21 protein-coding genes, 1 other RNA gene and 1 riboswitch are annotated in these 24841 nt (G+C 67.7%); of the genes, 6 read left to right on the top strand and 16 right to left on the bottom strand.

Features of this window, described 5'->3' with window-relative positions; translation table 11 throughout:
• Nucleotides 1-164 precede the first annotated feature (164 nt).
• The 3 genes from pcaF to POR01S_RS18075 are packed head-to-tail and all read right to left on the bottom strand — an operon-like array spanning nucleotide 165 to nucleotide 3013.
• Nucleotides 165-1379 (bottom strand): 3-oxoadipyl-CoA thiolase, encoded by a 1215-nt coding sequence (gene pcaF / locus POR01S_RS18085; RefSeq protein WP_042137425.1) that lies wholly within the window; start codon nucleotides 1377-1379, stop codon nucleotides 165-167.
• Nucleotides 1376-2161: a CoA-transferase subunit beta gene (locus tag POR01S_RS18080; protein ID WP_027598791.1), complete on the bottom strand. Its 786-nt coding sequence runs from the start codon at nucleotides 2159-2161 to the stop codon at nucleotides 1376-1378. The genes pcaF and POR01S_RS18080 overlap by 4 nt, the downstream gene beginning before the upstream one ends.
• 3 nt (nucleotides 2162-2164) lie before the next feature.
• Complete coding sequence (locus tag POR01S_RS18075; protein WP_042137423.1) at nucleotides 2165-3013, bottom strand: CoA transferase subunit A; 849 nt, start codon at nucleotides 3011-3013, stop codon at nucleotides 2165-2167.
• Between the two features lie 207 nt (nucleotides 3014-3220).
• On the opposite strand from POR01S_RS18075, the gene POR01S_RS18070 reads away from it, so the two are divergent.
• Entirely contained in the window at nucleotides 3221-3442 is a 222-nt protein-coding gene (locus POR01S_RS18070; protein WP_042137422.1) for a VF530 family protein, read from the top strand.
• Between the two features lie 102 nt (nucleotides 3443-3544).
• Here the strand turns inward: POR01S_RS18070 and POR01S_RS18065 are convergent, their stop codons facing one another.
• Complete coding sequence (locus POR01S_RS18065) at nucleotides 3545-4492, bottom strand: class I SAM-dependent methyltransferase (RefSeq protein ID WP_042137419.1); 948 nt, start codon at nucleotides 4490-4492, stop codon at nucleotides 3545-3547.
• Between the two features lie 230 nt (nucleotides 4493-4722).
• Here POR01S_RS18065 and POR01S_RS18060 point away from each other — a divergent pair, with 230 nt between their 5' ends.
• Together POR01S_RS18060 and POR01S_RS23500 are read left to right on the top strand one after the other, a co-directional pair.
• Nucleotides 4723-6876, top strand: coding sequence for a TonB-dependent siderophore receptor (locus tag POR01S_RS18060; protein WP_042137418.1), 2154 nt, complete (start codon nucleotides 4723-4725; stop codon nucleotides 6874-6876).
• A gap of 61 nt (nucleotides 6877-6937) precedes the next feature.
• Nucleotides 6938-7013: non-coding RNA, sX9 sRNA (locus POR01S_RS23500), on the top strand.
• A gap of 19 nt (nucleotides 7014-7032) precedes the next feature.
• Here POR01S_RS23500 and POR01S_RS18055 read toward each other — a convergent pair.
• The 5 genes from POR01S_RS18055 to POR01S_RS18035 form a co-directional block, all read right to left on the bottom strand.
• Entirely contained in the window at nucleotides 7033-7830 is a 798-nt protein-coding gene (locus tag POR01S_RS18055; RefSeq protein ID WP_027598796.1) for an ABC transporter ATP-binding protein, read from the bottom strand.
• Nucleotides 7827-8885, bottom strand: coding sequence for a FecCD family ABC transporter permease (locus POR01S_RS18050; protein ID WP_027598797.1), 1059 nt, complete (start codon nucleotides 8883-8885; stop codon nucleotides 7827-7829). Before POR01S_RS18050 ends, POR01S_RS18055 begins: the two co-directional genes overlap by 4 nt.
• A complete protein-coding gene (locus POR01S_RS18045; protein ID WP_255211839.1) occupies nucleotides 8882-9904 on the bottom strand; it encodes an ABC transporter substrate-binding protein in 1023 nt (340 codons plus the stop codon). The genes POR01S_RS18050 and POR01S_RS18045 overlap by 4 nt, the downstream gene beginning before the upstream one ends.
• Nucleotides 9905-10262: 358 nt before the next feature.
• Nucleotides 10263-11639 carry a 4-hydroxybenzoate transporter PcaK gene (gene pcaK / locus POR01S_RS18040; protein ID WP_244898757.1) on the bottom strand — a complete coding sequence of 459 codons (1377 nt, stop codon included), beginning with the start codon at nucleotides 11637-11639 and terminating at the stop codon, nucleotides 10263-10265.
• Nucleotides 11640-11757: 118 nt separating this feature from the next.
• Nucleotides 11758-12612, bottom strand: coding sequence for an IclR family transcriptional regulator domain-containing protein (locus POR01S_RS18035; protein ID WP_017642952.1), 855 nt, complete (start codon nucleotides 12610-12612; stop codon nucleotides 11758-11760).
• Nucleotides 12613-12755: 143 nt separating this feature from the next.
• Here POR01S_RS18035 and POR01S_RS18030 point away from each other — a divergent pair, with 143 nt between their 5' ends.
• Nucleotides 12756-13274 (top strand): Mpo1 family 2-hydroxy fatty acid dioxygenase, encoded by a 519-nt coding sequence (locus POR01S_RS18030; RefSeq protein ID WP_042137413.1) that lies wholly within the window; start codon nucleotides 12756-12758, stop codon nucleotides 13272-13274.
• Here the strand turns inward: POR01S_RS18030 and POR01S_RS18025 are convergent.
• The 7 genes from POR01S_RS18025 to cobG form a co-directional block, all read right to left on the bottom strand.
• Complete coding sequence (locus POR01S_RS18025; RefSeq protein ID WP_027598801.1) at nucleotides 13259-14023, bottom strand: ABC transporter ATP-binding protein; 765 nt, start codon at nucleotides 14021-14023, stop codon at nucleotides 13259-13261. The genes POR01S_RS18030 and POR01S_RS18025 overlap by 16 nt on opposite strands.
• Nucleotides 14020-15054, bottom strand: coding sequence for a FecCD family ABC transporter permease (locus POR01S_RS18020; protein ID WP_017642949.1), 1035 nt, complete (start codon nucleotides 15052-15054; stop codon nucleotides 14020-14022). Before POR01S_RS18020 ends, POR01S_RS18025 begins: the two co-directional genes overlap by 4 nt.
• On the bottom strand, nucleotides 15051-16067 hold the full coding sequence (locus POR01S_RS18015; RefSeq protein ID WP_042137411.1) for an ABC transporter substrate-binding protein: 1017 nt from the start codon (nucleotides 16065-16067) through the stop codon (nucleotides 15051-15053). The genes POR01S_RS18020 and POR01S_RS18015 overlap by 4 nt, the downstream gene beginning before the upstream one ends.
• 31 nt (nucleotides 16068-16098) lie before the next feature.
• Nucleotides 16099-16245, bottom strand: a riboswitch (cobalamin riboswitch).
• Between the two features lie 6 nt (nucleotides 16246-16251).
• Nucleotides 16252-17922, bottom strand: coding sequence for a precorrin-3B C(17)-methyltransferase (gene cobJ, locus POR01S_RS18010; RefSeq protein WP_042137409.1), 1671 nt, complete (start codon nucleotides 17920-17922; stop codon nucleotides 16252-16254).
• Nucleotides 17910-18650, bottom strand: a complete 741-nt coding sequence (locus POR01S_RS18005; RefSeq protein ID WP_042137407.1) for a precorrin-2 C(20)-methyltransferase — start codon at nucleotides 18648-18650, stop codon at nucleotides 17910-17912. Before POR01S_RS18005 ends, cobJ begins: the two co-directional genes overlap by 13 nt.
• The gene (locus tag POR01S_RS18000) at nucleotides 18650-19276 is read right to left on the bottom strand and encodes a precorrin-8X methylmutase (RefSeq protein WP_017642945.1); all 627 of its coding nucleotides are present in this window, start codon (nucleotides 19274-19276) and stop codon (nucleotides 18650-18652) included. The genes POR01S_RS18005 and POR01S_RS18000 overlap by 1 nt, the downstream gene beginning before the upstream one ends.
• Entirely contained in the window at nucleotides 19269-20555 is a 1287-nt protein-coding gene (cobG, locus tag POR01S_RS17995) for a precorrin-3B synthase (RefSeq protein ID WP_081875236.1), read from the bottom strand. Before cobG ends, POR01S_RS18000 begins: the two co-directional genes overlap by 8 nt.
• A gap of 1113 nt (nucleotides 20556-21668) precedes the next feature.
• On the opposite strand from cobG, the gene ltrA reads away from it, so the two are divergent.
• Both ltrA and POR01S_RS17985 read left to right on the top strand, forming a co-directional pair.
• Nucleotides 21669-23402 (top strand): group II intron reverse transcriptase/maturase, encoded by a 1734-nt coding sequence (gene ltrA, locus POR01S_RS17990; protein WP_042137404.1) that lies wholly within the window; start codon nucleotides 21669-21671, stop codon nucleotides 23400-23402.
• Nucleotides 23403-23586: 184 nt separating this feature from the next.
• A complete protein-coding gene (locus POR01S_RS17985; RefSeq protein ID WP_042137402.1) occupies nucleotides 23587-24789 on the top strand; it encodes a bifunctional cobalt-precorrin-7 (C(5))-methyltransferase/cobalt-precorrin-6B (C(15))-methyltransferase in 1203 nt (400 codons plus the stop codon).
• Nucleotides 24790-24841 lie beyond the last annotated feature (52 nt).

Below are 24841 nucleotides of genomic sequence, written 5' to 3'. Positions count from 1 at the left end.
AGACACACACGGTTACAGGAGGTGTGGGCATGGGGATGGGTGAGATTTGGGACATTTGCTGAGCAATGGCTCTACGATCAGCTCTGGCCATCGCGGCCATGGGCCGCTCCTACAGGGTCATGCTCTTGTAGGAGCGGCCCATGGCCGCGATTAACCTAGGAACCTCAGGCTCCGTCCACCCGCTCCACCGCCAGCGCCAACCCCTGGCCGACGCCCACGCACATGGTGGCGAGACCCAGGCGGCCGCCGGTCTTCTGCAGGTGGTGCACCGCGGTGAGCACCAGGCGGTTGCCGCTCATGCCCAGGGGATGACCCAGGGCGATGGCGCCGCCGTTGGGATTGACCTTGGGACTGTCGTCGGCCACGCCCAGCTCGCGCAGCACGGCCAGGCCCTGGGCGGCGAAGGCTTCGTTGAGTTCGATGACATCGAAGGCGTCGATGGTCAGGTCCAGTTGCTTGAGCAGCTTGCGCACCGCCGGGGTCGGGCCGACGCCCATGATGCGCGGCGCCACCCCGCCACTGGCCATGCCCAGCACCTTGGCCCGCGGCGTCAGGCCGTGCTTCTTAACGGCCTCCGCCGAGGCCAGGATGATGGCCGAGGCGCCGTCGTTGAGGCCCGAGGCGTTGCCGGCGGTCACGGTCTTATCCGGGCCGTTGACCGGCTTCAATTTGGCCAGGCCTTCGGTGGTGGTGTCCGCACGCGGATGCTCGTCGCGCTCGACCACCACGTCACCCTTCTTGCCCTTGATCGTCACCGGGACGATTTCCTCGGCGTAATAACCGGATTCCTGGGCCGCGGCGGCGCGCTGCTGGCTGCGCAGGCCGAAGGCGTCCTGGTCGGCGCGGCTGACGCCATAGTCGGCGGCGACGTTGTCGCCGGTGACCGGCATGCTGTCGACGCCATAGGCCTCTTTCATTGCCGGATTGACGAAGCGCCAGCCGAGGGTGGTGTCTTCCAGCTTCTGGCCGCGCCCGAAGGCGCTGTCGGCCTTGCCCATGACATAGGGCGCACGGGTCATGGACTCCACCCCGGCGGCGATCACCAGGTCCATCTCGCCCAGGGCGATGGCGCGGTAGGCCTGGCCCACCGCTTCCATGCCCGAGGCGCAGAGGCGATTGAGGGTCACGCCCGGCACCGTTTCCGGCAGTCCCGACAGCAGCACCGCCATGCGTGCCACGTTGCGATTGTCTTCCCCGGCCTGGTTGGCGCAGCCCATGAACACCTCGTCCACGGCGGACCAGTCCACCTGGGGATTGCGTTCCTGCAACGCCTTGAGCGGAATGGCCGCCAGGTCGTCGGCGCGCACCGCCGAGAGACCGCCGTTGAGCCGGCCGATGGGAGTGCGGATGGCGTCGCAGATATAGACGGGGCGACTCATTCCTCGCCTCCCTTCTGGCCGCCGTGAGCCGCCGTGGTGCGGGCCTGCAGATCGCGCAGGGCCTCGAGTTCGGTGGCGGTCGGCGCCTCGGTGGTGGCGACCTGATCGGCGAAGCGGAGGGCCCAGCCGGTGGCGGCCACCACCTGCTCGCGGGTCACCCCGGGATGCAGGGCAGTCACCACGAATTCGTTCGTGCCGGCTTCCGGTTCCATGATGCAGAGGTCGGTGATGATGGCAGTCGGGCCCTTGCCCGGCAGGCCCAGCTGCTGGCGATGATCGCCGCCCTCGCCGAAGCCCACCGAGGTGATGAAGGCCAGCTTGTCGACGAAGCTGCGGTGCGACTGCTTGAGGATGATCAGCACCTCCTTGGCCGAACCGGCGATCTCCGGCGCGCCGCCGGCGCCCGGCAGGCGCACCTTGGGCTGGTGGTAGTCGCCGATCACCGTGGTGTTGATGTTGCCGAAGCGGTCGACCTGGGCCGCGCCGAGGAAGCCGACGTCGATGCGTCCGCCCTGCAGCCAGTAGCGGAAGATCTCGCCGGTGGGCACCACGGTGTCGGCGGTTTCGGCCAGTTCGCCATCGCCGATGGACAGCGGCAGCACCGAGGGCTTGGCGCCGATGGGGCCGGATTCGTAGATCAGCACCACGTCCGGCGCATGGGTCAGGCGTGCCAGGTTCGCCGCGGTGGACGGCAAGCCGATGCCGACAAAGCAGACGCTGCCATTGCCGAGGCGGCGCGCGGCGGCCACGGTCATCATTTCATTGGTGGTGAAGTCGCTCATGATTCAGGCCTCCGCAGCCAGCTTCGCCTGGAAGGCGGCGAAGTCCGCGGTACCGCGGATGTAGGTGTCGATCCACTGGGTAAAGGTGTCGCGATCGCGGGCGATCGGATCCCAGGCCTGGTAGAAGCGGTTGTCCCGTTCGTAGTAGCCGTGGGCATAGGACGGATGCGCCCCGCCCGGCACCACGCAGACCGCGCTGAGCGCCCAGGTCGGCAGCACGCAGGCGTTCATCGGCGCCTGGAGATCGTCGACGATTTCCTCCACGGTGACGATGCAGCGCTGGGCGGCCAGGGCCGCTTCCTTCTGCACGCCGAGGATGCCCTGGATCAGCACGTTGCCCTGGCGGTCGGCCTTTTGCGCATGGATGACGGTGACGTCCGGGCGCACGCTGGGCACCGCGGCGAGCTGCTCGCCGGTAAAGGGACAGGCGATGAACTTGATGTCCGGATTGACCTTGGCCAGGTCCGAGCCCTGGTAGCCGCGCAGGACGGCGAACGGCAGGTTGGAGGCACCGGCGACATAGGCATTGGCCAGGGCCGCGTGGCTGTGCTCGGAAATCTCCAGCGGGTGCGGCCAGCCCTTTTCCACCGCATCGCGCAGCCGGTGCAGGGAGCCGACACCGGGGTTGCCACCCCAGGAAAAGATCAGCCGCTTGGCGCAGCCGGCACCGATCAGCAGGTCGTAGACCAGATCGGGGGTCATGCGCACCAGGGTCAGGTCGCGCCGGTTCTGGCGGATCAGCTCGTGGGCGGCGGCGGTCGGAATGAGATGGGTGAAGCCTTCGAGGGCGACGGTCTCGCCATCGTGGACGAAGCGCTGGATGGCTTCGCTCAGGGACAGGATCTGGGCCATGGATTGTCGACTCGCGTCTTTGTTGTCGGCGCCGCCCGGTGCGGCGGTCTGGGGTCAGACTACAAAGCCCCATCGGCGCAAACAATCCGATAATCGACTAACAGTTCGATTATCGAACAGCATCGTTCCGCAGGCGGGCGACCGCTTCGCTGCGCAGCGCGACGTCGCAACGGCTACACTGCCCTGCCCTCACCCAGAGCCCTGCCGATGTCCGACAAGCCCCGCCCCTCCCTGGAAGGGATCACCCTCGAAGCCCTGCTCACCCGCCTGGTGGAGCATCATGGCTGGGAAGAACTCGGGCGGCGCATCCCGCTGCGCTGCTTCACCCATGAGCCCTCCATCAAGTCCAGCCTGACCTTCCTGCGCCGCACGCCCTGGGCACGGGAAAAGGTCGAACAGCTCTATCGGCGCTTGCCCAAGCAGGGTTGAGCCTAGCCCGGTGTAGGTTGGGTTGCGACGGCTCCATCGTCGAAGCCCAACGAGCCAGAGCCGAACCCGGGCACCGTTGGGCTTCGCTACGCTCAACCCAAACTACGACGCCTGTTCCTGCCGGAACACCAGCACCTTGAGTCCGCCCTCGGGATCCTCGTCGGCGAATTCCGGCGGATTGGCCAGGCGCTCGACGAAGGCCAGTGCGGGGGCTTCCTTGGCCATGCCAGCGATGAGGAAATCCGCGCCCACGCCGGGGTCGTTGACGCAGGCCAGCACCCGGCCGCCGGGGGTGAGCAGTTCGGGCAGGCGGCGCAGGATGCGGGCGTAGTCCTTGGTCAGGGCGAAGCTGCCCTGCTGGAAGCTGGGCGGATCGACGATCACCAGGTCATAGGGCCCCAGCTTGCGCACCTTGCCCCAGGACTTGAACAGTTCGTGACCGAGAAAGCTGACCTGGCCCAGGTCATGGCCATTGAGTCGGTGATTCTCGCGGCCGCGGGTCAGGGGCCCGCGGGCCATGTCCAGATTGACCACCTGGGCCGCGCCGCCGGCCAGGGCGGCCACCGAGAAGCCGCAGGTGTAGGCGAACAGATTGAGGATGCGCAGGCCGGCGGCCTGCTCGCGCACCCAGCGGCGGCCCAGGCGCATGTCGAGGAACAGCCCCATGTTCTGGTGGCGGGTGAGGTCCAGGCCGAACTTCAGGCCGTCCTCGTGGATGACATGCTCGCCCACCGGCGCGCCGATCAGCGCCTCGCTGGCGGCGTCCAGGCGATAGCGATGCTGCAGCAGGAGACTGCGGGCACCGCTGGCGCGCCACGCCGGAGCCTCGCCCAGGGCGGTCAGGGTGGCGCGCAGGGCGTCCAGCTCGGCCGCGGGCAATTCGCGAAACAGGCCCACCCGCACCACGCCTTCCAGCCAGTCGACGGTGAGTTGCTCCAGCCCCGGCAGCAGCCGGCCACGTCCATGCACCAGTCGGCGTGCCTCGGCGGGCGGCGAAGCGAGGGCGGTAAGCAGGAGCTCGGAGAGGCGGGCAAGGGTGGCGGTATTCATGGGCGGTCACGACGGCAAAGGAGCGGCATGCTACGGCAAAAGCGCCGGCCCCGCCTCCCGCGGCGAGTGCGGTAGACGTCTGCCGGCGCCTCGGCGCGGACACCCGGGCCGGACGTCGCCAGCGAACCGACCAGCCCGATGAAAATATGTCTCAGGCGGTAACGACTCGCAGTTGTATCCACTTTGTAACCCGCTCTAGAATCCGCCTCCCCAACCCCAGGACGATAACAATGCGCCGGCTGGTCCCTGCTCTCTATCTGCTGCCCCTCTGTGCCCTCCCCCTCGCCGGTCATGCCCAGGAGCAGACGGAAGACTCGCCCCAGGCGCTGTCCGATCTCACCATCGTCGGCGCGGCCGAATCGCCCACCGGTCCGGTACAGGGCTACAAGGCAGAGCGTTCCAGCAGTGCGACCCGCACCGACACCCCGCTGCACGAGACGCCCCAGTCGGTGAGCGTGGTCTCCCGCGAGGCCCTCGACGACCTCTCCGCCACCCGCCTGCAGCAGGCGCTGGACCAGGCCGGCGGCGTCGGCCGTGGCAACAACTTCGGCGGTCAGGGCCTGACCAGCTACACGGTGCGCGGCTTCACCAGCTCCGAATATTTCCGCAACGGCTTCCCCATGAATCGCGGCTATCCCAGCGCGCCGGATGCCGCCACCCTGGAGCGGGTCGAGGTCCTGCGCGGCCCGGCGGCGACCCTCTATGGCCGCAGCGATCCGGGCGGCACCTTCAACGTGGTCACCAAGCAGCCGCTGGGCGAGCGCAAGACCACCCTCGGCAGCCAGTTCACCGACCAGGGCCTACGGCGCGGCACCCTGGACACCACCGGCCCGGTGGATGAAGACGGCCGCCTGGCCTATCGCCTCAACCTGATCGCCGAAGGCGGCGACAGCTTCCGCGACGATGTCGAGCACGAGCGCTACGAAGTGGCCCCGGTGCTGAGCTGGCAGGCCACCGACGCCACCCTCATCACCTTCGAGGCCGACATCATCCGCAGCAACGCCCCGCTGGATCGCGGCCGCACCAACTACCTGACCCAGCGCGCCGAAGCCAGTCGCTCCACCAATGCCTGGGAAAAGGGCACCACCAACCTGCTGCACAGCGACAGCGAGGCCTATCAGCTGCGCTTCGAGCACCAGTTGAACGACGCCTGGACCCTGGCCGGCGGCTTCCAGTACCTCGACGGCAGCCTCAAGGGCAATGCCGTGGAAGCCAATGGCGTGCAGGCCGACGGCGTGACCCTGGGTCGCAACTTCAACTACCGCAAGCTGGAATGGAGCGATCGCGACCTGCAGCTGAACCTGACCGGTCGCTTCGACACCTTTGGCCTCGGCCACACCCTGATCACCGGGATCGAGGTGGAAGACTATGACTACCGCTCCATCATCCAGCGCTCCCCCGGCGGCGCCAACGTCTATCCGGTCAATCTGGTCGATCCGGTCCTGGGTCAGCCGCGCCCCGCCCTGACCCGCGTTGCCACCCACGACCATGAGACGCTCAAGACCTGGGCCGCCTTTGTGCAGGACCAGATCGCCCTCACCGAGCGCCTCAAGGTGCTGGGTGGCGTGCGCCTGGAGCGCTTCGAGCACGACTACGATAACAAGATGCCACCCCAGGTCCTCGCTAACGGACGGATTGTCACCGGTGACTGGAGCAAGGACTCGAACGCCGTCACCCCGCGCCTGGGCGTCAGTTATGACCTCACCCCGGAACTGGCCCTCTACGCCAGCGCCTCCAAGTCGTTCAAGCCCAACACCGGCGCGGCGCGCCTGGGCGGCGGTTTCGACCCCGAGGAAGGCAAGGCCTACGAGGTGGGCATGAAGTGGGCGGCGCTGGACGGCCGCCTCAGCGTCGACACGGCGATCTTCCATACGGTCAAGGAAAACGTCCTGACCCCGGATCCGGTCGAACCCACCTTCAACGTCGCTACCGGCGAGGTACGCAGCCGCGGCCTCGAAGTCAACGTGACTGGCGACCTGACGCCCAACTGGCGCATCCTCGGCGGCTACGCCTTCACCGATGCCGAGGTCACCAAGGACAACACCCTGGCCCGCGGCACGCGCCTGACCAACATCCCGCGCAATGCCGTCAACCTGCTCAACGTCTACGAATTCCACGACGGCGTGCTACGCGGCCTGGGGCTGGGCGCCAACCTCAAGTACGTGGGCGAACGCGAAGGCCAGAAGACCGCTGTCAGCGACTACACGATGGACAGCTACACGGTCACCGACCTGCTGAGCTTCTACAAGGTCGACGAGCACCTGCGGCTGAACCTGGACGTGCGCAACGTCTTCAACAAGGGCTACGACGAGAGCTCCTGGAACGCCTACAGCTATCCGGGCGAGCCGCGTACGGTGCAGGCCGGTTTCACCTACACCTTCTAAAAGCACCCAACAAAACTACTGCGCGTCCGCCAGGCGGGCGCGTGCAGTGCTCGGAGTCCTCATGTACTGCTTGTACACTGCGGCTCCTGCGCGCCGCGCGCACCCGCCTGACAGCCGCTCGCTACGTTTTGTTAGCCGCTTTATGGCTCTCTAGAGTCAGGCCTCGCTGAAGGCCTGACCGGTCAGCGGCTGCACCACCGGGCGGCCCTGGCGGTCGTGGAGGATGTCCACCGCCACGCCGTAGGTGGCTTCCAGCAGGTCGGCGGTGACGATGGCGGCGGGTCGGCCGGCGGCCAGCAGGCCACCGTTGACCAGCACCAGCAGCGAATCGGCGTACTGGCAGGCCAGGTTGAGGTCGTGCAGCACCACCACGGTCACCCGCTGGTGCAGGCGGGTCTCGTGGCGCACGCGATCGAGCAGGTTGATCTGGTGCCGCAGATCCAGGGCGCTGACCGGTTCGTCCAGCAGCATCACCTCGGGTTCGCGCATCAGCACCTGGGCAAAGAACACCAGTTGCCGCTGACCGCCACTCAGGGCGCCCAGCTGGCGCGAGGCCAGATGGCCGATGCCCACCTCGTCGAGCTTGCCCAACGCGCGTTCCAGCAGCTCATCGTCCAGGTGCAGGGTCAGCCGTTCCAGGCTGCCCATGGCCACCGTCTCCAGCACCGACAGCGCCGCCTCGGCATGGGAATCCTGGGGCATGTAGGCCACGCCCTGGCGCCAGCCGTCCCGCTGACCACGCAGCGAAGCCCCCGCCACCAGCCGCCTGGCGCCGCGCTCGATCCGGCCGGCCGCCAGCGGCAGGTCACCGGCCAGGGCGCGCAGCAGGGTGGTCTTGCCGGTGCCGTTGGGGCCGAGGATCACATGCACCTGCCCCGCGTGCAGCTCGGTGCAGAGTCCGGAGATGACGGTACGATCACCGCGCTTCAGCGCGAGGTCCTGGAGGCGGATCATGGGCTGGACCTGCGGGGGGCGAAGATGAGCCAGAGCAGAAAGGGCACCCCGACGATGGCGGTGACGATGCCCACCGGAAACAGCGCCCCGGGCAGGATCGACTTGGACAGCACCGAGGCGAAGGACAGCATCAGGGCGCCGCAGATCGCCGACAGTGGCAGCAGGAAGCGCTGATCCTCGCCCACCTGCCAGCGGGCGATATGGGGCGCGACCAGGCCGACGAAGCCGATCACCCCGACGAAGCTGGTGGCCGTGGCGGTCATCACCGCCACCAGGATCAGCACCTTGAGGCGCAGCCGGCGGATATTTACGCCGAGGCTCTCGGCCCGTGCCTCGCCCAGCCGCAGGGCAGCCAGCTTCCAGGCATCGCGCAGGAGCAGGAGGCAGCACAGCAGGGTCACCCCGGCGACGATGGCCAGGGTGGTCCAGGTGGCGCGACCGAGGCTGCCAAACAGCCAGAAGAGGATCTGCTGCGACAGCTCCGGCGAGGAGAGGAATTGCACCAGGGACAGCAGCGACTGGAAGAGGAACAGCAGGGCGATGCCGCCGAGGATGATGGTGTCGCTGCCGGTGCGCTTGAGCGAGGCCAGGGCGAAGAGAAACAGCGCCGCCAGCATGGCGAAGGCGAAGGCGCCCAGCGGCACCCCGATCAGCGCGCCCAGGCCGAAGCTGCCCAGCGCCAGGCTGAGGGCGGCGCCGCAGCCGGCGGCGGCGGCCATGCCCAGGGTGTAGGGACTGGCCATGGGGTTGTTGAGCAGCGTCTGCATCTGCGCCCCGCCCGCACCGAGGGCGGCGCCCACCGCCAGGGCCATCAGCGCCACCGGCAGGCGCAGGTCGCGGACGATGGCGTCGGTCATCGGCTGCCGCTCGCCGAGCCCGGTCAGCGACTTGAGCACTTCCAGCGGCGAGAGCAGCGACGGCCCGGTGGCGATGTCCAGCACCAGACCCGCCAGGGTCAGCAGCAGAAACACCCCGCAGGCCCGCCAGCGGCGGCGCTCACGGGCGCGTTGCTCGGCGATGGCGTTGCCGTGGCTGGCGTTCGCGGCCTCGCTCATGGCGTCAGGCCTATGGCAAAGGTGCCCTCGGGCTGGATCGGCATGTAGCGGCGGTAGTACTCGCGGTAGTTGGCCATCGGATCCACGTCCTGGAACAGATCCGGATAGAGCTGCTTGGCGATGAATTGCAGCATGGCGAAGTCTTCCAGGCTGCGCGAGGCGCCTTGGTAGACGCCATAGAGACGCCCGTCGCGGATCGCCGGCAGATTGGCCCAGCCCGGTCGCTGCATGAAGGCGCGCAGGTGGCTGCGGGCGTCGTCGGCGGTGACCCCGGGGCCCATGGGCAAGGCGGAGGGATTGCTGTTGTCCTCGCGCCCGGAGATGAAGATGACCTCCGGCTGGGCCAGGAGCACCTGCTCCGGATTCATCACCCCCCACCACTGGATGAAGGGCGCGGCGATGTTGTCGCCACCGGCCAGGGTAACCATGGCGCCCCACATGTTGCGGCCATAGGTGAAGGAGTATTCGGCCGGACCCTTGTTGCCGAACTCGGCATAGACCCGTGGTTTCGGGCGATGAGCCGCCGCGATGCGGGTCTGGATGTCCTGCACCACCTTGGCATAGAAGTCGGCCAGCTCGGTGGCGCGCGCCTCCTGGCCGGTGATCACCCCGAGCAGGCGGGTGGACGCCAGGTGGCGCTCCAGGGTCTGGGCGTTGTAGTCGATCGCCACCACCGGGATGCCGAGCTGTTCCAGGCGCTTGACCTCGCTCTCCAGCGCCTGGAATTGCCAGGCGGCCAGGACCACCAGATCCGGCTTGAGGGCGAGCACCTTTTCCACGGAGAAGCTGTTGTTTTCCGTCTCGCCCACATCGGGAAGGCTGGCCAGGGAAGGTCGGTGAGCGACATTGAGCGCCCAGTTGGCCGGCACCTTGCGCTCCCAGGCCCCACGGGAGACACCGACCACGGCGTCGAAGGCCTGCTCGCCACCGACCGCCAGGTAGTCGCCATAGTGGAAGCCCAGCACCACCCGCTTGGCCGGCGCCTCGATGGTCACCGTGCGCCCGAGGACGTCGGTCACCTGCCGGGTCTCGGCAAAGGCCGGTGCAATCAGAAAGCAAGCGATAAGCGTTACCAGCCGGACAGCCCACTGCCCGCTGCGAGCGAAACCTTTCATGGAACCCCTTGGACGTCTGCACCCGCTCTAGACGGGTGACTGCGGCGCATGCAAAGGGTGCAACTTTACGCGGTGGCAGCGCCTGCGCCTAGCGCCCGCCACGCTCCCAGAGCCCGCTTATAATCTCGCGAGCTAGAGCTAAACAAGGCGAAGGCCCTAGGAAACGGAGTTAGCCACGGTAAATGAGCATTCCGACCGGGCTGGCGACCCAGGGCCTTTTCAACGCAGTTTGGCCGACGCGCAGCAGATTAGGAGCGGGCTCTCAGGTCGCGTCGGCGTGACTGACCACCCCCTTGATCAGCACCGCCAAGGCCGCGAGACCCGCCGGCAGGAGCAGCGCGGTGAGCACCTGGGTGAAGGTCCAGCCCAGGCCCAGCAGGGTCGCGCCCATCCAGGCGCCGGTGATGGCGCCGAAGCGGCCGATGCCGAGCATCCAAGACACCCCGGTGGCGCGGCCGTGGGTCGGGTAGTAACGCGCCGCCAGCGAGGGCATGGCCGACTGGGCGCCGTTGATGCACATGCCGGCCACCAGTACCAGGGTGGCGACCAGGGCGACCTGGCCCAGGCTCTGGCCGACGCAATAGGCGAAGACGCCGGCCAGGACATAGAACAGGCCGATCACCTTGTGCGGGTTGAATCTGTCCATGGCCCAGCCGACGAACACCGCGCTGAGCACCCCGCCGAACTGGAACAGCGCGCCGATCAGGGCGGCCTGCTCCAGGCTGGCGCCGGCGTCGCGCATCAGCGTCGGCAGCCAGCTGGTGAGCAGGTAGACGATCACCAGGCCCATGAAATAGGTCAGCCACAGCAGCAGGGTGCCGGCGCTGTAGCTGCGGTTGAAGATCACCGCGAAGACGTTGCCGGTCTTGACCGACTTCTGCTCGGGCACCACGAAGTGCCGCGCCTCGGCGGCTTCGCGACCGATGGGCGCCAGCACCCGGCGGATGCGCTCGGCGCTCTTGCCGTGCACCACCAGATAACGCGCCGATTCCGGCAGCCAGAGCAGCAGCACCACGGCCAGCGCCAGGGGCAGCACGCCGCCCAGCACCAGCAGGCTGTGCCAGCCATAGGCCGGGATCATCCAGGCCGAGACGAAGCCGCCGCCGGCCATGCCCAGGTTGAAGCCGCAGAACATGCTGGTCACCAGCAGCGACTTGAGGCGCTCGGGGGTGTATTCCGAGAGCAGCGTGGTGGCGTTGGGCATGGCGGCGCCCAGGCCCAGCCCGGTGAGGAATCTCAGGATCACCAGCTGTTCGAGGTTGCTGCTGAAGGCCGACAGCAGGCTGAAGCCGCCAAAGATGAAGGTGGCGACCACCAGCACGCCCTTGCGACCGAAGCGATCGGCCAGCGGCCCGGAACCCAGGGCGCCAAAGACCATGCCGCCCAGCGCGGCGCTCATCACCGGCCCCAGGCTGGCCCGCGGGATGCCCCATTCCACCGACAGCGCCGGGGCGATGAAGCCCATGGCCGCGGTGTCGAGGCCGTCGAGAAAGACGATGAGAAAGCACAGGGCGACGATGCGCCACTGGTAGGCGGACAGCGCCTGGCGATTGATGAACTGCTGGACGTCCAGGGTGCCGGCTGTCGCCGTGGCCGAGGAATCGGCCAGGGGCACGGCGCCCGCGAGGGTGTGCGTCATGGTGGTCTGCTCGTGTTGTTGTTATCGGCGTGTTGCGCCACTGCGCCGACGTTAAGTCCAACCCCAGACAGCTGACAATTCGATTATCGGCGACATGGCCGATAATCGACCGGATTCGCTAGTGAAACAACCGGGTGCTCAATTCCTGGCTGGCCGCCAGGAGCACCGGCAGGAAGCGCGTCTCCAGCTCCTGGCGACTGACCCGACTGGCGTGGGTGCCGACATTGAGCGACGCCAGCACCTGGCCGGCGGCGTCTCTCAGGGGCACCGCCAGGGATCTCAGCCCCACTTCCAGCTCCTGGTCGACGATGACGTACCCCTGCTGGCGCACCTGGCCCAGGCACTCGATGAGCGCCGGCGGCTGATAGAGGGTACGGCTGGTCTTGGCCTGGAGGTCGGCGTGTTCCAAGTAGTCGTGCAGGGCGGCATCGTCCAGGGCGGCGAGCAGGATGCGGCCCATGGAGGTGCAATAGGCCGGCAGCCGGCTGCCGACGCTGAGGTCCACCGAGATCAGTCGCTGCGGCGTGGCCGAGCGGGCGATGTAGAGGATCTCGTCGCCTTCCAGGGTGGCCATGGAGCAGGCTTCGTGCAGTTGTTCGCTCAGGCGATCGAGCACCGGCTGGGCGGTGACCGCCAGCGGCGTCGACGACAGATAGGCGTGCCCCAGGGTCAGCACCTTGGGCAGCAGCGAATAGGTGCGCCCGTCGGTGGTGACGTAGCCCAGCTTCATCAGGGTGTGCAGGCAGCGACGCACCGCGGCGCGAGGGATCTCGGTGCGATGGCTGATCTGGGCGATGGTCAGCTGGCGCTTGCGCTCCTGGAAGGCGTGGATGACCGCCAGGCCGCGGGCCAGGGAGGTCATGAAATTTGGGTCGCCGGTGAAGGCTTCGATGCGCTTGGCCGGCGAGGCGATGATGGGCGGCGCAGCCAGTGGCGGCAGGCCGGTGGCGTGAGCGGTGCGGTTATCGTCCATCGACCCTATCCTCGGCAGGCTTTTGATCGATTATCGAGCGAGGGGGCGATTATCGCAATCGCATTTCTGCCGACACCCGCAGACGCGCAGGGGCCTCCAGGTGCATGCTGAGGCTTCCCGCCCAGTCGCCTGGATGCCTGTCGATGAAGACCCTGGAAGATCATCTCAGCCAGTACGCGAGCTACCACCGCGATCCGCGCAATATCGCCAGCCACTTCCCCGGCATCCTGCTGATCGTGCTGGCGGTGGCCATCCTGCTGTCGCGACCGGTCTTCAGCCTGGCCGGCTGGCCGCTGTCACCCGCGGTGCTGGTGGCCGGTACGGTGGCGCTCTTCTATCTGCGCCTGGATCGGCCGTTGGGGCTGCTGATGAGCGTCCTGCTCGCGCTCGCCCTCTGGCTAGGTGCCGCGCTGGCGGCCCAGACCACCGGCGTCTGGCTGGCCTGGGGGCTGGGTCTGTTCCTGATCGGCTGGGCCATCCAGTTCGTCGGCCACCACTACGAGGGGCGCAAGCCGGCCTTTCTCGACGACCTGGCCGGCCTGGCCATCGGCCCGCTGTTCATCGCCACCGAAGCCGTCTTCTGGCTGGGCGGCCGCCAGCAGCTCAGGCAGGCGATCGAAGAACGGGCCGGCCCGGTGCGGCGCCGTCAGCCCAGTCGATAGCGGATCGACGGCCGACCGTCGGGACCGTCCAGCGTCACCTGCGCCCTCACCCCCCAGACCTGCTGGATCAGCGCGGCCGTCAGCACCTCGCCGGGGGCGCCTTCGGCGACCAGACGGCCGTCGCGCAGCACCGCCAGGCGATCGCAGAACAGCGCGGCCAGGTTGAGATCGTGGATGGCCAGCACGCAGGTCGCCGGCAGGCGGCGGACCAGGTCGAGGATCTCGAGCTGGTGCTGGATATCGAGGTGGTTGGTGGGTTCGTCCAACAGCAGTTCGCTGGGCTCCTGGGCCAGGGCGCGGGCGATCTGGGCGCGCTGGCGCTCGCCGCCGGAGAGGCTGTGCCAGCGCCGTGCCGCCTTGTCGACCAGGCCGACCTGGGCCAGGGCGCGCTGGCAAACCTCGGCGTCGCGCGCGCTCCAGGCATCGAGCAGGCCGCGATGGGGCGTGCGCCCCAGGCGCACCACCTCGGCCACCGAGAGATCGGCTTCGGTACCGGCCTGCTGCTCCACCAGGGCGACCCGGCGCGCCAGGTCGCGCCGGCGCAACTCGGCCAGCGGCGTCCCGTCGAGACTGACCCTACCCTCCTCCGGCCGCCGCAGCCCGGCCAGCAGCCGCAGCAGACTGGACTTGCCCGAGCCATTGGGGCCGAGCAGTCCGAGCACCCCGCCCGGCGGCACCGCGAGGGTTACCCCGGCGAGGATTGGCTGCCCGCCGGCGCTCCAGGCCACGTCGCGCGCAGCGAGGCTCATCGGACCTCCCGTGCGCGATAGAGGATGAAGGCAAAGGCCGGGGCGCCCACCAGGGCGGTGACCACGCCAATGGGCAGGGTCTGCTTGGCCACCAGGGTGCGGGCGACGATGTCGGCCAGCACCATGAACAGCGCGCCGATCAGGGCGCAGGTGGGCAGCAGCCGGCCATGCCCCGGACCCACCAGGAAACGCGCCACATGGGGGATCACCAGGCCGACGAAGCCCACCGCGCCCACCAGGCTGACCAGGCAGGCGGTGATCAGGCCGGTGACGGCCAGCAGCAGCAGGCGCAGCGGTCCCACCGCCACCCCGAGGCTGGCAGCGGCGTCTTCGCCAAAGGCGAAGGCGTCCAGCGCCCGGGCGCAGGCCAGGCACACCAGCAGCCCGGCGAGCACCACCCCGGCGGCCAGCCAGACATCCGGCCAGCGCACCCCGGCCAGGCTGCCGAGCAGCCAGAACATCACGCTGCGCGCCTGCTCGGCATTGGCCGCGGTGGCGACGATATAGGCGGTCAGAGCATTGAACAGCTGGGAAGCCGCCACCCCGGCGAGGATGATGCGGGTACTGCCGCCGCTGCCGAGAAAGGGCAGCACCACGGCGAAGGCCAGCACCGCGCCGAGAAAGGCACCCAGGGACACGCCGAGCACCCCGCCACCGACGCCCAGCAGCATCACCAGCACCGCGCCGGTGGAGGCGCCGGCCGATAGGCCGAGCACATAGGGCTCGGCCAGGGCGTTGCGCAGCAGCGCCTGAAGGATGGCGCCGGAGACCGCCAGGCCCGCACCGCAGCAGGCGGCCACCAGGGCGCGACTGAGGCGGTATTCCCAGACGATGCCCTGGACGATGCGCTCCACCGGATAGGGCCCCAGGCCGAGGCCGTTGGCGATGGCCTGCAGACTGGTCAGGGGCGCGATGGGCATCTCGCCGAAGGACGCCGCCAGCACCACGCTCGCCGCCAGCGCCAGCACCGCGGCCAGGCCCAGCAGCCAGCGCCAGGGCCGGGCGCCTTCGGCCGCGAGGGGCAGACTCATGGTTGCGGCTTGGCCAGGTCGGCGGCCAGGGTCTCGACGCTGTCCACCACCCGCAGCGAGGGATTGAGGGTCGGGGCATCCACCACCAGCAGATGATTCTCGCGTACCGCGCGCAATTCGCGGGTCAGGGGATCGCTGCGCAGGAAGGCCAGCTTCTTGTCCACGTCATCGGCCGGGTAGAGACGCCGGTCCATGCGCGCCACGACGATATAGTCAGGGTCCAGGCTGGCGATGCGCTCCCAGCTCACCGCCGGCCATTCCTCGGCGCTGTCGACCACGTTGCGCAGCCCCAGGGCCCGGGCGATCCAGGCCGGCGCACCGAGGTTGCCGGCGACCCAGGGATCCCCTTCCAGCCGCGGACTGGAAAACCAGAACAGCACCGAGCGGCCCTGCACCCCGGCGGCTTTGGCCTGCTCGCCCGCGACGGCGATACGGCGGTCCAGGTCGGCGACCAGACGCTCGCCGGCCGGCTGCACATCGAGGATGGCCGCCAGCTCGCGGGCTTCGCGGGTCACCAGCTGCATGTCGAAGGGCGCGCTGCGGCTGCCATCGCTGTTGGAATCGGCGGTCACCGCCTTGCCCTCGCAATCGCTGGGCGCCACATAGGCGGCGATGCCCAGCTTGGCGAAGCGCGGGAAGTCCGCCACCTCGCCACCGGGGCCGACGTGATAGGTGTACTGGGCCGCCACCAGGTCCGGCCGGGTGCCGACCACGGCCTCGAAGCTGGGGGCGTTGTCGGCCAGCCGCGGAATGCCCTTGCCCGCCGCCTGCAGGTCCGCGGGCAAGCCGCCGAACCAGACGCCGGTGCCCACCAGCCGCGCGCCCACGCCCAGGCGCAAGAGCAACTCGGTGCTGGCCTGACCGAGGCTGACCAGCCGCTGGGGCGCGCGCTCGAAGACCAGCTCACGACCGCAGTTGTGCACGGTCAGCGGATAGGCGGTGGCCGCCTGGGTGGTGAGAGAGGCAACGGACAACAGGCCGGCGGCGAGCAGCGGCAGAAGACGGCGAAACATGGACTCTCCTTGGGATGACGCGTCCCTTGTGGATGTTGGGTAGCCCCTGGCAAGGTCTGGCTCGCTTCTCGCGAAGCTCACAGTGGCGCGACCGCACCGGAGTTGCACCGGCTTCCCGCCAGGGAACAGGAAGGTCGCCGAGGGTGAGCCAGCGGCGACCAGGATTCAAGCACTAAATGTTACTTTATAACAATTCCGGATCGTACCAGCGTGGCGTATAGACCCACTCGCCGCCATCGGCCCGCGGGAAACGCCGGGTATGGCTGGAGCCGAGGATCACCAGGGTGCGTGAATCCACCATGTCGCTGCGCAGCGCGCCGAGGCTGGTGTATTCGAGACCGCCACCGGGACGCCCGACGTCGCGGCCGAGGATCACCGGGGTGTTCGCCGGACGGCAGCTGCGCAGGACGTCCAGCGCCCGCTCCAGCTGATGCGGCCGGGCCTTGGAGATGGGGTTGTAGAAGGCCATGGCCAGGTCCGCCGCGGCGGCCTGGCGCAGGCGCTGCTCGATCACCGCCCAGGGCTTGAGGTTGTCGGACAGGGAGATCAGGCAGAAGTCGTGGCCCAGGGGCGCGCCGGCCAGGGCGGCGCTGGCCATGGCCGCGGTGATGCCCGGGAGGATCTCCAGCTCCACCGCCGCCCAGCGCGGATCGTCGGCGCCTTCCAGCACCTCGAGCACCGCGGCGGCCATGGCGAAGACGCCCGGATCGCCGGACGACACCATGACCACCTGGCGACCGCTGGCGGCCAGTTCGAAGGCGTGGCGGGCGCGCTGCAATTCTTCGCGGTTGTCGCTGGCATGGGCCAACTGATCCGGGCGCAAGGGACCGGCCATCTGCACGTAGGTGGCGTAGCCGAGCACGTCCTGGGCCTGGTCCAGGGCGCGGCGCACCACCGGTGCCATGAGCTCCGCCGCGCCGGGGCCGAGACCCACCACGCTGAGGCGCCCACGGCGCTGGCCGAGGTCATCGGCGTCCAGCGGCCGGTCATGCAGGTGCAGGGCGAGACCCTGGGCCTGGGCCCGCGCCACCGACGCCCGGGCGAAGTCCGGGGTGCGGGCGTCGACGAATCTCAGGGGTACGGCCAGCGTCTGGCTCAGCTCGGCGAGGCCGGGCGCGGCCATGTCTTCCGCCCGCGCCAGCAGCAGCGCCACGGCGCCCGGCGCATAGCCGGCGCTGGCGAGCAGCGCGGTGACGGCGGCGGCGGTGGCATCGGCGCGTGCCGCCACCAGCACGGCGCGGGGATGGATCAGCAGGGTGTGATCGTCAGCGCTGGCCAGTGGCGAGACCAGGATACGCTGCCGCGCCGCGGGATCGCGGGCCAGGGGCACCTCATCCAGCCAGGGCGCCTCGCCCTCGATGCGTACCGGGGCGCCGGCCAGCAGATCGGCCACCCGATGCTTGGCCACGTCGACATCGGCCAGGGCATAGCCGGCCGGCGGATCGAGCAGGCAGGTGCCGAATCTCAGTTCGCCACTGGTGGTGATGGCCGGGGCCACGTTCAGCAGCGTACCGAGCTGACGGGCCAGGCGATTGGCGCCGGCCAGGCCGCCCAGCAGCGGCACCACGGCGCTGCCGTCTTCGGCCACGGCCAGCACCGGCGGCTCGGCGGTCTTGTCGTCCAGCAAGGACGCCAGGCTGCGGATGACGATGCCGGCGGCGCAGAGCACCAGCAGCGGCCGCTGCTGCCGATAGAGCTCGCGCAGGTGATCGCCGAAGGCGCTGTAGCTGACGTCGCCCTCGACCCGCCCGGCCAGGCCGTGCACCAGACTGCCCGGCAGGCCGGCCTGCAAGCGGCGGGCGGTGGCCAGGGCGCCGGGACCGAGGATGACGATGGCCGGGCTCAACCCTTCCATTTCACCCCCGGCACCACCACCAGCGAGAAATACGGCGAGGCCATGGGGTCGACGGCGTCCAGCGCGACGATGCGCTGATTGTCCATGGTGGCGCGCTCGATGTAGCGGGCGCGGTCGTCCAGACCCAGCTCACGCAGCACCTGGCGCACCTTCTCGAAATTGCGGCCGAGCTTCATCACCACGGCGGCGTCGGCGCTGGCCAGGCGCGCCTTGAGCTCTTCCGCGGAGAGCACCCCGGAGAGCACCGTGAGGGTCTGGTTGCGATAGACCAGCGGCAGGCCGAGCATGGCCACGCCGCCGAGCATGGAGCAGACCCCCGGCACCACCTGGGCCTCGTAGCGCTCGGCCAGGCGGTCGTGCAGGTACATGTAGGAACCGTAGAAGAAGGGATCGCCCTCGCAGATCACCGCCACGTCGCGGCCGGCGTCCAGATGGTCGGCCACCTGGGCGGCGGCGGTGTCGTAGAAGTCGGCGATCACCGTCTCGTAGGACAGCGGCGGCGCCAGCTTCTCGGTGGTCACCGGATAGACCAGCGGCAGGCGCTGCTGGCCGTCCAGCAGATAGCCCTCGATGACGCCATAGGCATTGCCGCCCTGGCCCGCGTTGGCCTTGGCCTTGGCGACGAAATAGGCCACCACCGGCGCGCCCTGCAGCAGGCGCAGCGCCTTGAGGGTGATGAGTTCCGGATCGCCGGGGCCGACGCCCAGGCCGAGCAGGCGGCCCGCCATCACTCCACCTCCGTGGCCAGGGCGTTGACCGCCGCGGCGGCCATGGCACTGCCGCCCCGCCGACCGCGGACGATGACATAGGGCACGCCGCGGCTGTCGGCGGCCAGGGCGTCCTTGGACTCCATCGCCCCGACGAAGCCCACCGGCATGCCGAGGATCAGCGCCGGCCTGGGCGCCCCGGCGTCGAGCATTTCCAGCAGATAGAACAGCGCGGTGGGGGCATTGCCGATCACCACCACGCTGCCGGCCAGATGCGGCCGCCAGCGCTCCAGGGCCACCGCCGAGCGGGTGTTGCCCTGGGCCACGGCCAGCTCGCGGATGCCCTCGTCGTGCAGGGTGCAGATCACCTGATTGTTGGCCGGCAAGCGGGTACGGGTGACGCCCTCGGCGACCATGCGTGCATCACAGAGGATGGGCGCGCCGGCCGCCAGGGCCGCGCGACCGGCCGCCCCGGCGCCCGGGGAAAAGGCCAGGTCCTGGACCACGTCGACCATGCCGCAGGCATGGATCACCCGCACGGCGAGCTTTTCCAGGTCGGCGGGGATGGCCGAGAGATCGGCCTCGGCGCGGATGGTGGCGAAGGATTGGCGATAGATCGCCTGGCCGTCGCGTTCGTATTCAAGCATCACTGGGACTCCGGGCCAGCCAGGCGGCGGCCTCGTCGAGGGACAAATGGGTGGCGCGCCGCCGGCCCGGACCGGGCTGGGTGGCGTCGCGCACGAAGAGGTCATAGCGACCGGGGGCCATCGCCAGCAGGGTGTGGGGTGCCTGTCCGGCCAGGGCGCAGCTGCGCGGGCAACCGGAGAGGTGCACCTCGACGCCGGCCGGCAGCCGCTCGGCCAGGCGCAGGGCATCGCCCTTGGTGTCGGCCTGGCCCTTGGCGCAGCCCTGGCTGCCGGTACAGGCGACCAGCCGGGCCAGGGGCGCGGCGGGATCGGTGATCAGCTCCAGGGTGGCCAGAGCGGCGAGCAGCTTGGCGGCCTGGTCGACCGGTACATCGGGCAGCAGCAGGCCCTGCCAGGGGGTGAGGTGCAGGTCGCCATTGCCGTGGTGCTCGGCCAAATCGGCGACGGTGGCCAGGCTTTTCGCAGGCAGTCGCCCCAGGGCGGGCTGGGCGCCGACCCAAAACAGGCCGGATTGCCGCTGAGGATGGCTACCGAGGCGTCCTGCGATTTCCGCTGGCGCACGTGGGTGGCTCTTAGTCGGCAGCAGACCAAGACCGGCCAGCAGCTCCTCGACCGGCCGTTGCGCAAGCAGCTGTCTCATGCGGCTCTGTTCAGGGTCAGCCAGGTCAAGGAAGCGATGCAGCAGGGTCGCCACCGTGGCCACCTCGCGTCCCGCGGGGATCAGGCCCAGGGGCGCATCCGCTGGGGTGCCAGCCAGCCCAAGGACATAGCCCTCGGCGCGCGCCGACAGCCAGACATCATGGGGATGGTCGAGCCGGGCCAGGGCTTCGCCACCGTCCAGTTGCAGGGCAAACTTGGCCGACAGCCCATGCAGGCGGCGGTCGCCTTCCAGCAGGGCGAGCAATTCGGCGGCCAGGGGACGAACGTCGCGCAGCTGCTGCGGATCCCGGCCGGCAGACGGGCTGAGCAGCAGATTGCGCACGTCATCGGCGGCGGGATCGGCCGGCCCCAGACCGGCGGCCTGCAGCTCGGCCACCAGGGCAGCGGCACCGTCCGCGCGTACACCACGCAATTGCAGGTTGGCTCTGTTGGTCAGCTCCAGAACCCCGCTCGCCCAGCGCGCGCTGGCGGCGGCGATGGCCCGCGCCTGGGCTGCCGTCAGCCGGCCCCCCGGCAACTTCACCCGGCACAGGCCGCCATCGCGCGCGGGCACGATGCGCAGCAGCCCCGGACAGGCCGAAGGCCGCGGGACGAGGGCGGAAGGAGACGGAGGATTCACGGCGGAAGGTCGGGCTGAACGGGGAAAGACGTTATTATGCCCGCTTTGGTGCGACACGTATGCTCGTGTTGTGCTTGGTCGACCAGCTTAGTCTTGGCGCCGAAACCCTTGTTCTACAGGGGTTTGAAGCCTAAATAAAGCACGAGAGCCGGCTCTGCCGCGCCTGATTCGACCCACTTGTGGGGACAATGCGATCCCTGCTTGCCAGGGTAAGTACGTCTCAAATTTGGCCATTTTTGGCTATAAATTGATCAATCAGACGTAACAGAGAGCAGTTTCCGCCAAGGAAATTGTATCTAAATGTAACAAGACTCCCTGCGGGTGATTTGACCCCGCAAGGGGTCAATCCATCTTTGGGATGCCTTGGTCTCATTTGGCCCATGCCAACGTCGTGAGACGTTAGGGTATCTCGTCCAAGCACGGAGCAACCGCTCCGCTGTGCATTGCTCAACTTCGCTGACATAGGAAGTACCGAGCCTGGCATGTACCTGCCAGTTCACTACATCGGCATGCGTCGGGGGCCAACCCTGGGGTGTGAAGCCCGATCGACAATGTCCTATCCCGTAAGGGACACGCTTGACTGGCAACAGCTTCGTGAAGCTTCCGAACTGCACGGAAGCTTAGGGCTAGTGACCCAACCCGTATGGTTAACGCATGTGAACCGTTGCTAGACCCCTCGTAAGCATAACTGGGCCTACGGCAGTTAATAGGCCCTGGCCAAAATCGGCAAAGCAGTCTGGCGCTCGTTGTCAAAGCTAACGACGCGGTACCACTACGACTGTCGGGGGAGAGACGGAACCTAACCGGGGAATCGATGCACAGCGGGGAACGTGGCAATCCCGACCACCCGCCTAACCAGCAACATCGGAAGGCAGGCAATCCGCAAGGAAAGCTGTTGGGTGTGGGGAATGGGAGGGTGCAAAAAGCGAATGGCTGTCTGTAATGGGCGGCATATCGGTTGAAACATCATCGACAGGGGCAACCCTGGCTGACGTGCACCTGGTTTACGGGCGCATGATCTAGTGCTGATTTCCAGCGAAACGACCCTAGGGGTGACTTCAACCCCTAGGGGGAGAAGTCCGTCCCGAAGGTTACTGACCTGAGGAGGACTGTATGAATACGCAACCAGCAACATCGGTTTCGTCTGCGTCTCCTGACGGCGTGAAGGGCTGGCACGATCTCGATTGGGCCAAGATCCAAATCTCCGTTCGGAAAACGCAGTTGAAGATTGCGCAGGCAACAATGGCCGGTGACTGGCGTAGGGTTAAACGCCTACAACGGTTACTGACCCATTCGTTTTATGGTCGCTGTTTGGCTGTAAGACGGGTGACTGAAAACCGGGGTCGCAAGACTCCGGGCGTTGATGGAGAAACCTGGGGGACGCCTCCAGCCAAGCTCTACGCCGCGAAGCGTCTATTGGAGAAACGAGGCTATCGGCCCAAACCGCTAAAGAGGGTTTGGATACCGAAGCCAGGGAAGAAGGAAAAGCGCCCGCTAGGTATACCGACGATGTTTGATCGGGCCATGCAAGCGCTCTACCTGTCAGCCCTGGAACCCGTCATCGAAAGCACCAGCGACCCGAAAAGTTTCGGCTTCCGACCGGATCGCTCGACCGCTGATGCGATGGTTGAAATCTTTCAGCTAATGTCGAGAGACGACTCACCTATGTGGGTTCTGGAAGGTGACATCAAGGGGTTCTTCGACAACATCAATCACGAGTGGCTGTGCCAGAACGTCCCTATGGACAAGAAGGTACTGCGGCTGTGGTTGAAGGCCGGGGTAATTGACCGGCGACACTTCATGGCTACGGAGGCCGGGACGCCACAAGGCGGGATTATTTCGCCCTGTTTGGCTAACGCCACCCTTAACGGCTTGGAGATGCAGCTCAAAGGCCATCTGGCCAGAAAGCTAGCGGGTACCGACGCCGATACGCCCAGAGTGCATGTGGTGCGATACGCGGACGACTTCATCATCACAGCGGCTACCAAAGAGCTGTTGACTGACGAGGTCATACCTTGGGTCGAGCAATTCCTGTCAGTACGAGGGGTGAGCTTGTCCGAAGAGAAAACGCAGATAACCCACATCCTTCAGGGCTTCGATTTCCTAGGGTGGAATTTCAGGAAGTACGTCCCGAAGTCGCCTTACCGCCGGACCAAGCTATTCATCAAACCCTCGAAAAAGAACATCTCAACGTTCTATCGCAAGGTTAGAGAAATAGTAAAAACCAGCGGGGCATTGACTCAGGAAGAGCTAATCGGACGCCTGAATCCGGTGCTGAAAGGGTGGGCTCAATACCACTCTCCAGCCGTAGCAAAGAAAGCCTTCAGCCGGTTAGACAGCTTGATCGTCTGGTTGCTGCGAAGGTGGGCGAAGCGCCGTCATCCGAAGAAGCAAGCTAATTGGTGCCGGAATAGATACTTCCACTCCATAGGCAAGCGAAATTGGGTTTTTGCGCATCCCTACAGAGGTAAGAAGGGTGAACGCAAGTTCTGCCAGCTATACCAGCTAGCGGACACTGAGATAAGGCGACAACCGCGGCTATCGGGTGGGTACCATCCATACGATGCGAAACACGAAGAGAAATGGGAAAAACTAAGAGTTCGACGAATGCAGCACAAACTGCATTTCAGAAAACAAATCCTGTATCTCTTCACGCGGCAGAAAGGACTCTGCGCCTTATGTGGTCACGCGGTAAATAAGGAAACTGGCTGGGACGACCATCACGTCATTCGACGGGTGGACGGCGGCAAGGACACCCTGAAAAATCGCGTGCTCATACACCCTAACTGCCACTCGCTGGTGCATAGCCAGCGGCAACAGGTAACCCTGAGATATAGCGGTCTATGATGTTAGGATCGCACGTCACAGTTGCCGGCCAACCTATGGCTGGTTTTTCGTAAGCTTGAGCCGTGTGCTGCGAAAGTCGCAAGCACGGTTCTTAGGGGGCCCCGGGTCAGATAATGACTCCGGGGCCACCCGACCCCGACCCCTTGAAAACGCCCGGTCGGCTGACGTTCGATGAGGTGTGTTCATGATCCCCTGGCTGACCGTGGTGGGTATCGGCGAAGACGGCTACCCCGGCCTCGGCAAGCAGGCCCGCCGCGCCCTGCTGGAGGCGGCGGTCGTCATTGGCGGTCCACGCCAGCTGGCGCTGCTGCCACCCTGCATCCGCGCCAGCCGCGAGCCCTGGCCGCAGCCCTTCGCCCTGGCCCCGGTCCTGGACCGGCGCGGCACCCAGGTCTGCGTGCTGGCCAGCGGCGATCCCATGCTGTTCGGCGTCGGCGCGAGCCTGGCGCGCCAGCTGTCGGCCGACGAGCTGCAGGTGCTACCGGCGCCCTCCTCCTATTCCCTGGCCGCGGCTCGCCTCGGCTGGCCGCTGCAGGACGTCACCCTGCTGTCGGTGGTGGCCCGCCCCCTGGCCGCCGTGGTGCGCCATCTGCACCCAGGCGCCCGCCTGCTGGTATTGAGCAACGACGGCCACAGCCCTGCGGCCCTGGCCGCGCTGCTGGTGGACCAGGGCTTCGGCGCCAGCCAGCTGCAGGTGCTGGAGCACCTGGGCGGCCCTCTGGAGCGCCAGATCGCCGGTCGCGCCCGGGACTGGCCGCTGGCGGAAGCGGCGGCGCTCAACCTGGTGGCCATCGAGGTCCTGAGCGAGACTGGGGAGACGGGTCTGCCGCTCACCCCGGGTCTGCCGGACAGCGCCTATCGCCACGACGGCCAGTTGACCAAGCGAGACGTACGCGCCGTAACCCTGGCCCGCCTGGCACCGCGCCCCGGCGAACTGCTGTGGGACGTGGGCGCCGGTTGCGGCTCCATCGGCATCGAATGGGCGCGCAGCCATCCCGGCTGCCGGGTGCTGGCCATCGAGGCCGACGCCGGTCGCCAGGCCCATATCCTCCACAACCGCGACCACCTCGGCGCCCCGGCCCTGCACCTGGTGGCCGGCCAGGCGCCCGAGGCCCTGGCCGGTCTGGCCACCCCGGACGCCATCTTCATCGGCGGCGGCCTCACCGCGCCGGGGGTGCTGGACGCCTGCTGGGACGCCTTGCGTCCCGGCGGTCGCCTGGTCGCCAATGCCGTGACCCTGCAGACCGAGGCCGCCCTGGTAGCCTTTCGCGAACGCCACGGCGGCGACCTGACCCGCCTGCAGGTAGCCCAGGCCCAGCCGCTGGGCGCCTTCGACACCTGGCGTGCGGCGCTGCCTATTACCTTGCTGGACGTGGTGAAGCCGTGACTGGCCGGCGCTCGTCGAAAGTAGAAAGGGTGATTGGGTGTGCCTCCCTCAT

It is taken from the genome of Pseudomonas oryzihabitans NBRC 102199 (genome assembly GCF_000730625.1).
Lineage (GTDB): Bacteria > Pseudomonadota > Gammaproteobacteria > Pseudomonadales > Pseudomonadaceae > Chryseomonas > Chryseomonas oryzihabitans.
This window is presented reverse-complemented; position numbering and strand designations above follow the sequence as displayed.

What these genes read in the sequence shown, in the direction of transcription:
- pcaF (WP_042137425.1), bottom strand. Translation starts at nt 1,379, where the DNA reads ATGAGTCGCCCCGTCTATATCTGCGACGCCATCCGCACTCCCATCGGC.
- POR01S_RS18080 (WP_027598791.1), bottom strand. Translation starts at nt 2,161, where the DNA reads ATGAGCGACTTCACCACCAATGAAATGATGACCGTGGCCGCCGCGCGC.
- POR01S_RS18075 (WP_042137423.1), bottom strand. Translation starts at nt 3,013, where the DNA reads ATGGCCCAGATCCTGTCCCTGAGCGAAGCCATCCAGCGCTTCGTCCAC.
- POR01S_RS18070 (WP_042137422.1), top strand. Translation starts at nt 3,221, where the DNA reads ATGTCCGACAAGCCCCGCCCCTCCCTGGAAGGGATCACCCTCGAAGCC.
- POR01S_RS18065 (WP_042137419.1), bottom strand. Translation starts at nt 4,492, where the DNA reads ATGAATACCGCCACCCTTGCCCGCCTCTCCGAGCTCCTGCTTACCGCC.
- POR01S_RS18060 (WP_042137418.1), top strand. Translation starts at nt 4,723, where the DNA reads ATGCGCCGGCTGGTCCCTGCTCTCTATCTGCTGCCCCTCTGTGCCCTC.
- POR01S_RS18055 (WP_027598796.1), bottom strand. Translation starts at nt 7,830, where the DNA reads ATGATCCGCCTCCAGGACCTCGCGCTGAAGCGCGGTGATCGTACCGTC.
- POR01S_RS18050 (WP_027598797.1), bottom strand. Translation starts at nt 8,885, where the DNA reads ATGAGCGAGGCCGCGAACGCCAGCCACGGCAACGCCATCGCCGAGCAA.
- pcaK (WP_244898757.1), bottom strand. Translation starts at nt 11,639, where the DNA reads ATGACGCACACCCTCGCGGGCGCCGTGCCCCTGGCCGATTCCTCGGCC.
- POR01S_RS18035 (WP_017642952.1), bottom strand. Translation starts at nt 12,612, where the DNA reads ATGGACGATAACCGCACCGCTCACGCCACCGGCCTGCCGCCACTGGCT.
- POR01S_RS18030 (WP_042137413.1), top strand. Translation starts at nt 12,756, where the DNA reads ATGAAGACCCTGGAAGATCATCTCAGCCAGTACGCGAGCTACCACCGC.
- POR01S_RS18025 (WP_027598801.1), bottom strand. Translation starts at nt 14,023, where the DNA reads ATGAGCCTCGCTGCGCGCGACGTGGCCTGGAGCGCCGGCGGGCAGCCA.
- POR01S_RS18020 (WP_017642949.1), bottom strand. Translation starts at nt 15,054, where the DNA reads ATGAGTCTGCCCCTCGCGGCCGAAGGCGCCCGGCCCTGGCGCTGGCTG.
- POR01S_RS18015 (WP_042137411.1), bottom strand. Translation starts at nt 16,067, where the DNA reads ATGTTTCGCCGTCTTCTGCCGCTGCTCGCCGCCGGCCTGTTGTCCGTT.
- cobJ (WP_042137409.1), bottom strand. Translation starts at nt 17,922, where the DNA reads ATGGAAGGGTTGAGCCCGGCCATCGTCATCCTCGGTCCCGGCGCCCTG.
- POR01S_RS18005 (WP_042137407.1), bottom strand. Translation starts at nt 18,650, where the DNA reads ATGGCGGGCCGCCTGCTCGGCCTGGGCGTCGGCCCCGGCGATCCGGAA.
- POR01S_RS18000 (WP_017642945.1), bottom strand. Translation starts at nt 19,276, where the DNA reads ATGCTTGAATACGAACGCGACGGCCAGGCGATCTATCGCCAATCCTTC.
- ltrA (WP_042137404.1), top strand. Translation starts at nt 21,669, where the DNA reads ATGAATACGCAACCAGCAACATCGGTTTCGTCTGCGTCTCCTGACGGC.
- POR01S_RS17985 (WP_042137402.1), top strand. Translation starts at nt 23,587, where the DNA reads ATGATCCCCTGGCTGACCGTGGTGGGTATCGGCGAAGACGGCTACCCC.